This is a genomic window from Rhizobium sp. Root1220 (genome assembly GCF_001426265.1).
Classification (GTDB): domain Bacteria; phylum Pseudomonadota; class Alphaproteobacteria; order Rhizobiales; family Rhizobiaceae; genus Rhizobium.
In genome coordinates this window covers 228,383-242,661 of record NZ_LMDG01000023.1, presented here as the reverse complement: position 1 = coordinate 242,661, position 14,279 = coordinate 228,383, and the positions used below count along the sequence as shown (strand labels likewise).

The window sequence follows — 14,279 nt, the reverse complement described above, 5'->3', positions numbered from 1 at the left end:
TACAAGGCGGAGGAACCCATAAATATCGACATTTCGGAAATAGCTCATTCGGAAATGGAATGATGATGCTGCCATCGCGACGTTTCTTGCCGTCTACCTCATTGCTTGCCGCCTTTGAATCGGTCTCCCGGACGGGCAGCGTTACCGCGGCAGCGCGCGAGCTGGACCTGACGCAGAGCGCGGTGAGCCGACAGATCAGGGCGCTGGAGGAGCAACTCGGCGTCGAGCTCTTCATTCGCGAACGCCAAACGGTGCGGCTGACGCTCGCCGGCGACAGTTATGCGCGCGAGATCCGCGAGGCGCTGCGGCGCATTTCCAGCGCATCACTCAACCTGCGCGCCAACCCGCATGGCGGCACCCTCAACCTGGCCATTCTCCCGACCTTCGGCACTCGGTGGCTTGCACCCCGACTGGGACGTTTCCTCGCCGCCAATCCCGGCGTGACCATCAATCTCGTGACCCGACTGTCGTCCTTCGATTTTCGATTGGACTCGATCGATGCGGCGATCCACTTCGGCCATCCGCACTGGCCCGGCGCCGAGCTCACGTTTCTGATGTCGGAAAAGACGGTGCCGGCTTGCAACCCCGAATTCCGCAGACAGCACGCGATTGAGACCGCAGAACACCTGCTCGATGCTCCCCTCCTGCATCTCACCACGCGCCCGGACGCCTGGGAGCAATGGTTTGCGGACAACGGCGTGACGTTTCGGAACGTGCAGGGAATGCTCTTCGATCAGTTCGCCACAGCCGCCCAGGCAGCAATCGCCGGGCTTGGCGTCGCGTTGCTCCCAACCTTCCTGATCCAGGACGAGTTGAAGCGAGGCGACCTGGTCGCGGCGGTCGACCGCGAGATGGAAAGCAAGGAGCGCTACTACCTCGCCTACCCGCCCGAGCGGGCAGACTATGCGCCACTCGCGGCATTTCGCGACTGGGTTGTTCGGGAGGCAGCAGCATGACGGAACGGCTTGCGCCTGCGGGGTGCTTTCGCGCATTATGAGGCAACAGAACTGATGCAGGAAACTCCCATGAAGCCTATTTTCGTCCAGCTGCAATGCGCTCCCGGCAAGACATACGAGGTCGCCGACGCCATCTACCAGACCGAACGCGCCTCCGAGCTCTACTCGACGAGCGGCGACTACGATCTCCTGCTGAAGGTCTACATCGAAGACGGCCAGGACATCGGCAAATTCATAAACGACCACATCGCCAACATACCCGGCATCGTACGTTCGCTAACGACACTGACTTTCAAGGCCTTCTGAAGCAAAGTCACGGTCGGTTAACTCTCTTCCTCGACAAAGCCCCGCCGGCGCGGAATATAAACCCTGTCTTAAGGACGGCGGGGGTTTGTTGCGACAATCGTCGCTCCGACCGCGCAGGCGCGGCCAAGAGGTGCTGTCATGTCCGCCGTCGAAGCCTACGCTCACGAGCCCCTATCCGATTCCCGGCCGCTGATCGTGCATGTCATCCGGCAGTTTCTGCCGAACCGCGGCGGTCTGGAAGACGTTGTCGCCAATCTTGCCCGGCAGACGGTTGCCCATGGGTACCGCGTGCGCGTGGTGACGCTCGATACGCTTTTCACCGAACGTCAGAAGATATTGCCGCATCATGAACGCATCGAGAATATCGAAGTGGTCCGCATTCCCTGGTCCGGCAGTCCGCGCTACCCGATTGCTCCGCAGGTCTTTCGCCATCTAGGCGATGCAGACCTCATACACGTGCATGCCATAGATTTCTTTTTCGACGCGCTGTCCTGGGGCCGGTTCCTGCACCGCAAGCCTATGGTTGCGACCACGCATGGCGGCTTCTTCCACACGAGCAACTACGCAGCAATCAAGAAGGTCTGGTTCCAGACGATCACGCGGGCCTCTGCTGTGGGTTACGACAGGATTATCGGCTGCAGCCTTTCCGATTTCCGCCAATTCTCACGGATCGCCTCAAGCCGCAGCATGGTCATCGAAAACGGAGCGGATATCGGAAAGTTCGCCGACAGCGCCTCCCGGACGCCCTTGCGCCGCATCGTCACCATCGGCCGGTTCTCCGTCAACAAGCGTCTCGACAATTTGCTGGCGACCGTGGCCGCCCTTCGGGAGCGCGGCGGTCCAGCCTGGCACCTCGATATCATCGGCGTGGAGTCCGATCTCAGCCGCCGGGATCTTGCCGATCATATCGAGCGTCACGATATCGAGGATGCTGTCACGATACATGTTTCGCCGGCTAACAACTTGATTCGGAGAATCATTTCGCAGGCATCCATTTTCGCTTCGGCATCGGCCTATGAAGGCTTCGGGCTTGTCGCCCTTGAAGCGATGAGCGCGGGACTTCTTCCAGTCTTGAATGGCAACGAGGCTTTTCGCACGCTTTCGGAGCGGCACAATCAGCTGCTCCTTGCCGACTTCTCGGATGCAGCCTCTGCCGCAGAGGCAATCGAGGCCGCCTACGATCGCCTTCGGTCGCACGGTCCGCAGTTGCGGGACCAGCTTATGGCAGAAACGCGGGCCTACTCCTGGGAGGTCGTCGCCGAGCGCTATCTCGGTGTCTACCGGGAATTGCTCGACGCCTGACTGCCCACCGTCAGGCCTTGGCGAGCCGGACAATCTCTTCGAATACCGTCTTTCGCGACGCCGGCGGCGTCAGGTTGTGGTCTGCATCGGGCAGCATTACCAGGCGCACGTTCGGATGGCGCGCAAACCTGCGCCCGCCTGGACCGAAATGAAAATACATATGCTCCAGCCCGACATCGCCCTCGCTGTAGATCAGCGTCACCGGAACCTTGCGCTTGCCCACGGTCGAAAATGATTTCTTCACTTCGACGGCCGTATGATGCCGGCCCGGCAGATACTCCAGCAGGGGCGCTATCCTGACGGACATGCGCCGGGCAAATGCGATGGCCACGTTTCTTACAGCCGCCCGGACATCGATCTCGCCGCTCATAAGGCGCTTGAAAGTGTCCACGCTTGCCAGCCGCTGCCCATAGTCCTCGAAACTGCGAGGCACCGAGACGACGTGTTTCTTCTCGACCGCCTGATTGGGGTCCCAGTAATAGACGAATGGATTGATCGAAACAGCAGCCTTCAGCCGCTCGTCGTCAACGACGGCACGAATGGCCACATAGCCGCCACTGCAGCGGCCCGCGACCATGAGCGGGCCGGGTGCATGGCGCTCGAGAAGATCAAGAGCGGCACGCGCGTCCGCGCTTTGTGTAGCCGAATAGAGAATCTGGTCCGGCGCGTCGGGGCGCGGCGGGCTGTCCCCGACATTGGCGGAATCGAAACGCAGCGAAACGACGCCTTGACGTGCGAGGTCGCGAGCCATGTCGACGATGGTGCGACCCCAGCCGCAATGGCGATCGTAGGCAGTCGACAGGAAAAGCACTGCATTTCCGGTGCGGCTGCCGATCGGCCGGCTGACAACACCGATCAGGTGATCGAATTCACCGAAGCGGACCGGCACTTCTTCGAACCCGTCCCCAACCATTGGCTGCGGCTCTATCGCAGCCGTAGAGCGAACGGCGGCCTTGTCCACGGAGGTATTCGCATCGATCCATTCGGCCAGAGAGCGTACGGTGGCCATCGGCACCTTAGCAAACAACGGGTCGGTCACCAACGCGTCGTAGCCTTCAAATGTCTGCTGCTCGACCGATGCGCCGAGAGCCCGCAAATTGTCCGCAAACGTCGTATCGTCGGAACGTGCCGGTCGCTCAAGGACAAGGTAATGCGCCGCAGCGATCGCCTCGGGAGCGGTGATGTTGAGCTTTGAGATTTCCGAAGCGATACCGTCCGGCATCACCAGACCGGCTATCACCTGTTTGCCCTGGGGAACATTGCCCTCGCCCAGACCAAGGTGATAGTTGATGAACTTGGACCAGGCGCTGAGCTCTCGCAGATAAGTGCGACCGTTGGTGACCGGCGCCAGCATGACGACGTTGTCCACGCCATCGATCGTTCTCCCCACCCGCTGCGCAAGAGTGGCGCCAATGCCCTGGGCAACGATGATGATGCGGTCGCATCCGCTGAGGCTCTTGAGCTTCTGCGCGGCAGCGACGACGGCGCGCTCCCAGATTTCCAGCGTGGCGGGCGCATTGCCGAGATCGAGCGCGTCCCCGGTCGAGGGATAGTCGAACCGTAGGCTTGGGACGCCGAGATCGGCGAAATGTTCAGCCATAATGCGGAAAAATTTGCGACTGCACATTTCCTCAAGGCCCCAAGGGCTGAGCAGCAGGACAGCGGTCGATCGTTTGGCGACGCCTGCGTTCTCGGGCTTGAACAAGCCGATCGTCCCGTCAAATGCGAGAGGCAGGGCGGCATCCCGGCCGGCACCTTCCGCCGGCTGGGCCGTGAGTTCGTCAGCACGCGTTTCCTCGCCGCCCCGGGAAGCAAGCGGTGCTACAAAACCGGCAGCCTTCCTGGCCAGCCCTCGCAGAGGCACAGGTATTTTCTCCACGATCGACAATATTACCTCGGCATCCTCGCGCGGGATGGCGTTCAGGAGTTTCAGTGCGAAGATATAGCCAAGCCCTCCGGCGACTATGGCAAACAGAAGTCCAATAGAACCGTTGACAAACTGTAAACTCACCAAAGCAATACAGGCGCAAAACACGGCCGCCGCCACCGCCTTGGAAAGGCTTACATAAAGCCCCGACAACTGATTGCCGAACCCTGTCTGCCGGACCATGATAACGCACATCACGGTAAACGCCGCGATGCGGACAAGGGCCGCTCCCTCTGCGGCGAGGAAGGGCACCGCCAGCAGGCAGCCGACAGACATGACGAACCCGCCGACAACGCTGACCCGCAAGCGGTCCCGTGCCCGATCCATCGACAGGAGATAGAGGCTAAGCGTCTGCATGAAAGTATAGGAGGGAGCCGCCAATGCCAGCAGCGCCACAATCGGCCCGCTCGGACGAAATGCTTCCCCGAATACGACCCGCACCAGCTCTCCCGAGATCGCGGCAAGCCCGAAACTCATCGGCAGGATGATATAGGCCATGCTGCGGGTCACGGCCGCAAATACCTCTACCGGCAGCGTTCGGTCAGTGCTGCTGTGACGCCGCTCCGAGTAGTAGGGCAGAAGGCTACCGGTCATCTGGATAGGAAGCTGCAGGGCGATGTTCGCCACCGAAAGGCCGACGGCATAGTAGCCAACCATCTCGACGGACCAGAACTGCTGCAGGAACAGAAGCTCCAGCCGGTTGAGAAAAATGGAGTCGATGACGAACTGTCCCGACAGGACTATCGAAGACGATGCAAGGTACTTGAAAGAGACTCCGCAACGGTCGCGGCGCGTAAACAGGATCGGCAGAGTCGCGACAAAGAAGACCACCTGGCCGAAAAGGTACCCGACGAGAACCCCCGGAACGCCGTATAGCAGAGCGCCGCCGCCAACCCCAATGAGCTGCAGCAGGCACACGCCAACCGCCAGCTTGAAGAAGTCACCGAGCCTGCGTTCGCCGATCAGGTAGAATTTGACGAACGATCCGATCGCCTGAACGAAGAACAAGGCGCCGGTCACCAGCGCAACGGACGGCGCGGTCTCGGCCCAGTGCAGTCTCTCCGATGTCAGGAAGAAGAGCGCGTAAAGTCCAAGCAGGGCGATCGTGGAACACAGCATCAAGGAAACGAGTAGCGATGCGAAGCCGCGCCGGCGCCGGGCATCAAACCCCTCCGCCTGCAACTGCGGCAAGGTCTTAGACAGGGTGATGCTGGAGCCGAGTTCGGCGATGGATGCACCGGTGACGACGAGCCAAAGCGAGAAAGCGACGACGCCATTGGCTTCTGGGCCGAGCAGACGAGCGGTAATGATGGACGAAAGGAATCCGGTCAGCAGCAGCAGCATCCCCGCCGCGCCGTTCATGACAGAATTCGCAATGATTCCCTTCGACATATCGTTTCCGTTCAAGGCGGTTCACAACCGGCCATGCTAATGTGAAAAACTTTCCGAATTGATTGCGCCTATGCGCCAAACACCGCTCCGACACCGGTCAAAATGTGAAGGATCGCGAGCTGCCGAGACTGGTGACTTCTCCAGAGGGATCGTCATCGTCTTCGGTGCCCGGCAACCGATGCAGTCGAATGCGCTTCGGCGCGCCCGGAGCAAGGTGGAACCAGTCGTCCTCCGGCCTGTAGCCGTTGATCTCGAGATGGACGGACTGAGCCAGCCGGTCCGCTGAAAGATCGACCACCCATCCGTCGCTGCCCTGATGCGACGCCGAGACGATTATCTCGGGATCGTGAAAGGCCTTCGCTCGGCCGAGCGGAAAGTGGAAGGCATCGGCGACGACCGGGCCGCCGTCCGGCAACCGGAGCCTTGCCACGACGACGTCATGGGACGGTGGACCGAAGCGGAAAGCATATGTCGTGTCGAAAAACGCGCCGAACAGATCGGTGCCGGCAAAGGTCTGGCTGCTTCTCGGCCCCAGAGTGAGAATCCGGCCGCCGCTGACGACATGTTGCCTGCCGCGCTGCAGACACACCAGCTCCAGGTCGAGCTGCAGACTGTGCATGGTCTCGTTAATCACGTGAACGTCGAGGCCATTGGTGCCTTCGTCGGTAACGATCACCTGAACCGGGCGGAAGGCACGCCGCAAGGCATACCAAACCGGCTTCGGTTCACCGGTTGAATCGATAACGCCCCACCCGGGACCTGGGAGAAGATCCTGCAGCGTCCAAACCAATGCTCCGTTGCAAGGGGAGCCCTTGCGCCTCCACTCGGCAAATGTCGCTTCGACGACCTCGCCCGTTACGGCGCGCGAGAGGTCGAGATAGTGCTCCCGGTTCTCGCGGCGCAGCCTTGCGGGGTCATGGCCGTAAAGTTCCGCCAGATAGAAATCTCGAACATCCTCGAAGTCCCAAGACGAGCCGCGATCGCGAGGAACGCGCGCTTTCCACAGTGGGCTATGGACTGGCGGAACATCAAGGTGCCGCTGCAGAATCCGCTGCTGCGGCACGTGGGAGAAGGCGAGACTCTCTGCCGCGAACCGCAGATTGGCGCGTCGCGCGTCCTCCAGCGGCCGCATATAGGCGCCGACGCCGTAATAATGCGTTACGCCTGCGTTCGACGCGAACGGCATCGACCCGCCGGAGGGCGAGTTCGGTACATACGGTACGTCAGGTCGGACGCGAGCGGCGATGGCTGGAATGATCTCGTCTGTGATCGGCCCGGTCCAGAATTCCGTCGGCAGGCCGAACATGGCCGCCTGTTGGTAGATCTCGCTGCCACCGCATAGCATTGCGAGGCAAGGAGAGCCTTGGACACGGTGCAAGAACTCTTCGACCTCGGCATGCACATGCGCCGTAAAGCTCTTGTCGTTCTTCGGATAGTCGAAATTGGCAAACATGAAGTCCTGCCAGACAAGCAGGCCGAGCTCGTCGCAGAGCTGGAAGAACTCCGGCGTCTCATACGCCATCGTCCCGCCGATGCGGATCATGTTCATGCCAGCTTCGGCGGCAAGTCGCAAAAACGGCTCATAGTCCGCGCGTGCACCAGGCAAGCGCACGATATCTGCCGTCGTCCAGACCGCACCACGGCAAAAGACCCGGTCGCCATTGATCCTGAGTGCGAAGTCCTCGCCGTCTGCACCTCGGTCAAGCTCGATGCGACGAAATCCGGTTCGCCCCAAAGAATGCTCGACGCCATCGATAAGGATCGAATAATCGTAGAGACGCGGCACACCGTGCGTATGCGGCCACCAGGCCTCGACATCCGTCAACCTGAGGATGGCGGAGTAGTGTCCTTCCGCGACTTTTTCGAACGCCTGCTGGACCTCTCCGCAACGAAGCAACAGATCCGGGTTTTCGACATCCGCGTGCAGCGAAACACTCAACCGCCCGGTGCCATCCGCTTCGAGTACGGCGCGCACAGAAACGTTGTCGATGGAAACGACGTCGCGACGAACAAGAGTGATCGGACGCCACGGGCCGACCGCATGGATCTCCGGGCACCAACCCGGCATGTGTCCGAGCAGTGTCGTGCGAACATTCTTCAGCCCCTGCGGACTGATCATCTGCGGGCGCCAGCGCGCGCGGGGACCTGGTTCGGCCAAACGGGGCGCCAAGGCGCGGAAACAAAGCGCCAGTTCGTCGCCGCCGGAGAGCGTCACGGGAATCTCATGCAGCGTGAACATGCTTTCGGACGACAGAATCTCCTGCCCATTCAGGAAGACATGGCAGAGCGTTGCCAATCCTTCGAAACGAAGGATTGCCTCGCCCGGCTGTGCGTCGAAAAGCCGGCTGACATACCACGCATCCTTCGTATCGAGCTGTTCGGGGTTCTCTCTGTCGAAAAGACCTGCATTCTCCAGCGCGGCCGCAACTGTCCCTGGCACCTCCGCGGTTATCACGGGCGCGGACAGGGGAATGTCATGCGGCACAGCGCAAGCGCCGGGTTCCGTCAGCACCAGATTCCAACCCTCGGAAAGAAGGGTTTCTTCAGAGCCGATGCTCGCCAGCCGCCCTCTCATGCCCAGCCTCCCGACCTTACAGACGCTTCGCGAGCGAAACCATCATGGCATCCCATGCATCCGCCGCCGGATCAAGCGCTGTCCGCAACGGGTCGTATTTCCCGCGAGTAATTGCGCGCGCAAGCTGGAATTGAACGGATTTCGCCACCTCCGAAATCCGCCGCGCCTGCTCCACCGCCGCCGCAAACTCGCTCGCAGAAAGCCATGCCAGATGGTCTGCGGCAAGTTCGAAGTTGGCGCCGAACTGGCGAAGCGTATTGAACGCATACTTATGGAAGAAGCCAAAGGGCCGCGCCGCCACCGCTTCGACCTGCTCCGGAAACACCCCGGCGAACGCCCGGATCGGGTTGTGCCTGGGACGGCGCCCAAAATGACGGCGGAGAAGCCCGCGCGACGCTTCGCTGACCGCGCGCGCAGCCGGTATGCGAGACGGGAATTTGGCAAATTCGGTGTAGGGCAAGAACGGCGGAAGATCTTCCGTCAGCTGCAACTGGAAGAGCCCATCGAAATCCTCGCCCTGAAGCTGAAAATAGCCACCATTGTGGAAGTACTCGACACGCTTGGCGCTAAAATCCAACCTGTTGACCGCAACCGTCGTCTTGCCGTGCTCGACGCGATAGGCGGTGCCCTGGGTGTCCGGCATGTAGAACGAGTCCATCTCGAGCAGGCAAAGGCGGCCACGTGCGATTTGCACTTCGATATGTCGCTCGACGCGGTCGAAGATCGCCAGCTCGCTCACGCGGATATCGTAGAGCGTTTCCAGGTCCTCGAGCGGTACCTTGAAGAACGTGAACTGATCACCTTCGAAATCCTGGGTCAACGTGAAGCCCAGCATGGCCTCGGGTGCGGCACCCAACGCGCTCAGCACCTCGATCCAGAGATCGACGTAGCAATTGGTTTCCGGCCACATGCGCTCGCTCGAATGCAGCGCATGTGGCTTATAGCCGTCCGGGTGAATCCCCGGAAAAACCGATGCCATCACACCACTCGGCCCCACAGCGCCTGGCGCACCTTGGCCGGCCAGACCTTCACGTCGAGACCGTGGTGATGGAAGAGTGCAAGCGCGATGCGCTCCAGCCCGAAGCCGACGCAGGCGGTATGTGCAACGCTGCCGTCTTCGAGGAACAGACCCCACTTCGAGCCGAACGCGTCCTGATGATAGTTGAAGCTCATGCAAGCGGTGGGATTGGCAGTGGACGTGATCGGGATCAGAAGCTCGAACTTGAGGTTCTGGTCGCGCTGGTTATTGGCCAGCATCTTGCCGGCACGACCGAAGAATGGATCGTTGGCAACGTCGATCGCGACATCGAGGCCGACAGCCTTCATCATTTCGACGCCGCGATCCATCCAGCGCTGGCGGAAATCCGTCACGTGCCGTTCGGTGCCCATGCAGATATATTCGCGCATGCGGAAAAGCTGCTGACGCGCAGGATCCTGCGAGGGCTCATGGCGGAAGCAATAGGACTGGAGATCGAACAGACCGCCTTCCGCGGGTAGTCTGCCGCGCTTGGCGATCGTCGGGTAGAGCGGATAGCAGGCCGCGGGCGTCAGGACGATGTCGGTCGCCGTCTGCGCCTGGGTCCAATCGTCCCCGACTTCCATGCACTGTAGCAGGTTTACGTGATCAAGCTCGCTGCCGCAGAAGCTGTGCACCGTGCCGGCGAGCTGCGGGAAGCTCTTCATGTATCCGCTCTTTTCGAAGAAGGCGCGGTTCATGCCCGGCGGAAAACGCATTGCTTCAGCGCCATCGGCACCGCCGAACCTGTCGATCAGTCGTTCGAAGGCAGCGATTACATCTTCAAACTGGCCGCTGCGTCCATAGAGACCATCAATGCCGGTATCGATCAACAGGCCCGATTCAAAGAGCCGGTCCAGGAAGGTCACTTGCATGTCCATGTCGTCACCCCAATAGGCTTGTGTCCTGCTTGTGGACAAGAAGCATGCTCGACGTGTTGCCGAGGATGCGATCGTTCGAGATCATGAGTTGCGCGGAGTGAGCGTCACGAAGATGTCGCCCGACACTGAAGGGCGTACCGTTCTTGTAGCCCATGATGCCGCAGATCAGCATGACGTGGTTGATGATTTCGAGGATCGTTTCCGACGAAGCGATCTTCACATTGTTCATGGCAACGGCAAAGCCCATCGACGACAACTTGTCGGCGTCGTTTTTGGCATGCTCATAAGCCTTCAGGCCTGCAACGACATTGGAGCGGACCATCTGCAGCAGGTTGGAAACTTCCGCGAGGCGCAGCGCACCCGGCGGTGTGGTTCCCGGCGACTTGCGCGCTGCCGAGCGAACGAACGCCTGCGCGCGGCTGAACGCGTCGACGGCAATGCCGTACCACACGCCGCTCCACAGCAGATGCGATGAGGCTAGCATCGACTGCGCTGCAATCTCGGCAAAAGGCTTCGGCAGTATCTGAACCGCCGGCGCCGCGCCCTTGAACAGAAAGCCGTCCGAGCAGGTCCCCCGCATGCCGAGCGTATTCCAGGCATGGGTTCGCTCCAATGTGTACTGGCCGCTCAGGAAGACAGTCAGGACCTGATCGGAGGATGCGGCCTCGGCATGAGCCCGCGAAGTGATCATGATAGCGTCGGCGTAAGCACCGTACGAAATCACGGTCGCGTCCTTCTCAAGAGCGCAAATAGGGCCATCAACCTCGATTGCGCAAAGACTGTTCCGAAGATTGCCGCCGATCCCGCCCTCCGTGGTCGCAGAGGCAATCAGCAACTGCTCGGCAGCGACGCGCCGCATGAAGCTGGAATGCCATTCGCTGGCGCCACAGTGTTCGACCAGACTGCACAGCTTGATGTGGTGCATGGCAAAGACCATGGCTGCTGCTGCGCAGGCTTGGCCAAGCAATGCACACAGTTCGGCGATCTCGCCGATGGTCGCACTCTCGCCGCCGAGATGGCGGGGAATCTGGATGCCAAGCAATCGTTCGGCTTTCATGGCGTCGACGGCTTCGCGCGGAAACCTTCCTTCAAAATCGACGGCGTCCGCGTGCTGAGCTGCAATCGCAGCGACGCGGGAAACCCTGACAGCAAGATTTTCTTCCGTGATTTTGACCGGAATATTCATCTAGGCAACCTTCCGGCTGTCCTTGATGAGATCGACCGTCCTCGAAATCGCCGAGATGCTCGCGAACGACTTCCGATTGAGAAGGTTGTCGGGGAACTCGATGTCGAATGCCTCCTCGATGCCGAGCATCAACTGCACGGATGCGAAGGATGTCAGGCCGGCAGCATAGAGATCGGCATCATCCGCAACCTGATCGACCGAGACCGGGAGCTTTCCAAATTTGACCAAGAGTTCGCGGATAGTCGTGTTCATGCTTAACATCTCCAAGATGATCATATCCTGAGGGGCGATCCATGCCTCGATTGGAGAGCGGTTCTATTCAGGAAAACCCAAGATTCCCCTAAATGACGTAGTTAAGGCTGACTGAGGGACCGAACTACAAATTTATCAAAGATTTTGAAATGACGAATAAACGGCAATGTTTTCAAACGTCTGCGTAAATTCTGAGACAACGCAACGCGCTGTCGCCGGCAGCGGATTGTTTGATAATAACACGCCTGGTCCGCACTTTTTCTAGTCGGCGGGCGGATACCGATGCTGCCCCCCACGATAGTCGGAAACCGAATAGCAGCCTTGCCCTATCTCGTGGATGGCCTGTTCAGAGATGACTGCTTTTCCATGCCCACCCGGTATATCGAGGATATAGGTCGGCTGGCACAGTCCGGAAATCCGACCGCGCAGCGCAGCAACGATTTGCTGCCCCTCTTCAATCGTCAGTCGAAAATGGCTCGTTCCCGGCGCGAGATCCGGATGATGCAGATAGTAGGGCTTCACGCGCGTCTCGACGAAGGCCTTCATCAACTCACCGAGGACCGCCGGGTCGTCGTTGACACCTCTGAGGAGGACGGATTGGCTGACCATCACGATTCCGGCATCTACGAGACGACCACAGGCTGCGCGTGCTCCGTCCGTCAGCTCGCGTGGATGATTGGCATGCAGTGCGATGTACACCGTCTTCCCGCTTGCCTTGATGGCGGCGATCAACGCTGCATCGATCCTTTCCGGATCGACCACGGGGACGCGGCTATGGAACCGGACAATCTTGACATGATCGATGGCCGCCAGTTCGCTGAGGATCGCCGTCAGGCGTCGCGCCGACAGGACCAGGGGATCGCCCCCGGTCAGAATAACCTCCCAGATTTCGCGGTGATCGCGGATATAGTCGAAGGCGGCTTTCATTCCGCCAACATCCAGCGTGCCGAGCCCCTGCGGCCCGACCATCTCGCGCCGGAAGCAGAAGCGGCAATAGACGGGACAGACGTGGACGGCCTTTAGCAGCACGCGATCGGGATAACGATGAACGATGCCCTCTACCGGGCTGTGAGCGTGGTCGCCGATCGGATCGGCCCGCTCTTCAGCCGTAACGACAAGCTCGGCCGCGTCGGGCACGAACTGGCGTGCGATCGGATCGGCCGCATCCGTGCGGTCGATCAGTGCCGCCACCGCGGGCGTCAACGCAACCGCATAACGCGACGTAACCTCTTCCAGGGCTGCGCGGTCACGCTTGCCGATGAGGCCGGCGCTATCGAGATCTTCGACGGTCCTGATGGGGCTGGAACTCATACGCCGTACTCCGCAACCGGTGCCCAAAGCACCTGGTCGATGCGCGATGCGCCGGTGGCAAGCATCACCAGCCGATCAAAACCCAACGCGATGCCACTCGCCTCCGGCATGATGGCAAGCGCACCCAGAAAATCCTCGTCGATCGGATAGGTTTCGCCGTAAATACGTGCCTTCTCCGTCATTTCGATCTCGAAACGGCGACGCTGCTCCGCTGGATTGGTGAGTTCGCCGAAGCCGTTCGCGAGTTCAACACCGCAGGCATAAACCTCGAAACGCTCGGCAACCCTGGGATCATGCGCCGAGGGCCTTGCGAGCGCCGCTTCCGAAACCGGATATTCGTCGAGAATGGTAATGCGACCGAAGCCGAGATGGGGCTCGACCTTTTCGACAAGGGCGCGGCTGAACAAGTCTGCCCAGCCGTCATCCTCGGCAACGCGCATGCCGACGCGCGTCATCTCCGCCGCCAGATGCGCTCGATCGGTATCGCCGCCCGCAAAGACCGATCCGAGAAGATCGATGCCGGCATACCGCTGGAAAGCCTGCGCCACACTGATCCTGTCCGGTTCGGCAAAAGGATCGCATTCCCTGCCGCGATAGGTCAGCCGGGCTGCTCCGGTTGTTTCGGCCGCAAGCGCCAGAATGCGCGCGCAATCGATCATCAGGCTCTCGTAGCCCTCGCCGGCGCGATACCATTCGAGCATCGTGAATTCCGGGTGGTGCAGCGGCCCGCGCTCACGATTGCGGTAAACATGCGCAAAGCAGGCGATACGCAGTTCACCCGCCGATAGCAGCTTTTTGCATGCGAACTCAGGCGAGGTATGCAGATAGAAGGGTGATCTCCGACCGTCGGTCGTAACCGCCTCAGTTGCGAAGGCGTGAAGGTGCGCCTCGTTGCCAGGCGACACCTGCAGCGTGGCCGTGTCGACCTCAATGAAATCCTCGCGCGCAAAATAGCCACGCAGCTCGGCTTGGATCGCATTTCGCCCAATCAGGAACGGCCGGCGATCAATGTGGACGCTCGGCGTCCACCATGGAGACGCTTTGGCGATCGAGGGCTTCATTGCATTTATCCTGACCGGCTTGACCGACGCGAGGGCTGGCTATTTGCCGGATTTTAGGTTAGTTGCGCCCCCAAAGAACAATCAATTGCGTCTCGGGGCTATTTCGACAGTCCTC

At 60.4% G+C, this 14,279-nt stretch carries 11 protein-coding genes; 3 read left to right on the top strand and 8 right to left on the bottom strand.

The genetic code is table 11. The features are described 5' to 3' along the window. Positions 1-59: 59 nt before the first annotated feature. The 3 genes from ASC90_RS15510 (at position 60) to ASC90_RS15500 (ending at position 2,564) form a co-directional block, all read left to right on the top strand. Positions 60-956, top strand: coding sequence for a LysR family transcriptional regulator (locus ASC90_RS15510; RefSeq protein ID WP_200950909.1), 897 nt, complete (start codon positions 60-62; stop codon positions 954-956). A 69-nt stretch (positions 957-1,025) separates the two neighbouring features. Further along, positions 1,026-1,262: an Lrp/AsnC ligand binding domain-containing protein gene (locus ASC90_RS15505; protein ID WP_056542098.1), complete on the top strand. Its 237-nt coding sequence runs from the start codon at positions 1,026-1,028 to the stop codon at positions 1,260-1,262. 138 nt (positions 1,263-1,400) lie between these two features. Then, positions 1,401-2,564 carry a glycosyltransferase family 4 protein gene (locus ASC90_RS15500; RefSeq protein WP_056542096.1) on the top strand — a complete coding sequence of 388 codons (1,164 nt, stop codon included), beginning with the start codon at positions 1,401-1,403 and terminating at the stop codon, positions 2,562-2,564. A gap of 10 nt (positions 2,565-2,574) precedes the next feature. Here ASC90_RS15500 and ASC90_RS15495 read toward each other — a convergent pair whose 3' ends face one another. The 8 genes from ASC90_RS15495 to epmA form a co-directional block, all read right to left on the bottom strand. Further along, positions 2,575-5,883: an oligosaccharide flippase family protein gene (locus tag ASC90_RS15495; RefSeq protein ID WP_056542094.1), complete on the bottom strand. Its 3,309-nt coding sequence runs from the start codon at positions 5,881-5,883 to the stop codon at positions 2,575-2,577. Positions 5,884-5,980: 97 nt separating this feature from the next. Continuing rightward, positions 5,981-8,458 (bottom strand): glycoside hydrolase family 2 protein, encoded by a 2,478-nt coding sequence (locus ASC90_RS15490; protein WP_056542092.1) that lies wholly within the window; start codon positions 8,456-8,458, stop codon positions 5,981-5,983. A gap of 16 nt (positions 8,459-8,474) precedes the next feature. Beyond that, entirely contained in the window at positions 8,475-9,437 is a 963-nt protein-coding gene (locus ASC90_RS15485) for a DUF1839 family protein (RefSeq protein ID WP_056542090.1), read from the bottom strand. Then, on the bottom strand, positions 9,437-10,354 hold the full coding sequence (locus ASC90_RS15480; protein ID WP_056542088.1) for an amino acid--[acyl-carrier-protein] ligase: 918 nt from the start codon (positions 10,352-10,354) through the stop codon (positions 9,437-9,439). Before ASC90_RS15480 ends, ASC90_RS15485 begins: the two co-directional genes overlap by 1 nt. A 4-nt stretch (positions 10,355-10,358) precedes the next feature. Then, positions 10,359-11,540 (bottom strand): acyl-CoA dehydrogenase family protein, encoded by a 1,182-nt coding sequence (locus ASC90_RS15475; protein WP_056542086.1) that lies wholly within the window; start codon positions 11,538-11,540, stop codon positions 10,359-10,361. Next, positions 11,541-11,792 (bottom strand): acyl carrier protein, encoded by a 252-nt coding sequence (locus ASC90_RS15470; protein WP_056542084.1) that lies wholly within the window; start codon positions 11,790-11,792, stop codon positions 11,541-11,543. A 261-nt stretch (positions 11,793-12,053) separates the two neighbouring features. Next, positions 12,054-13,103, bottom strand: coding sequence for a lysine-2,3-aminomutase-like protein (locus ASC90_RS15465; RefSeq protein WP_056542083.1), 1,050 nt, complete (start codon positions 13,101-13,103; stop codon positions 12,054-12,056). Beyond that, the gene (gene epmA, locus ASC90_RS15460) at positions 13,100-14,164 is read right to left on the bottom strand and encodes an EF-P lysine aminoacylase EpmA (RefSeq protein ID WP_056542081.1); all 1,065 of its coding nucleotides are present in this window, start codon (positions 14,162-14,164) and stop codon (positions 13,100-13,102) included. The genes ASC90_RS15465 and epmA overlap by 4 nt, the downstream gene beginning before the upstream one ends. Between the last annotated feature and the right edge of the window lie 115 nt (positions 14,165-14,279).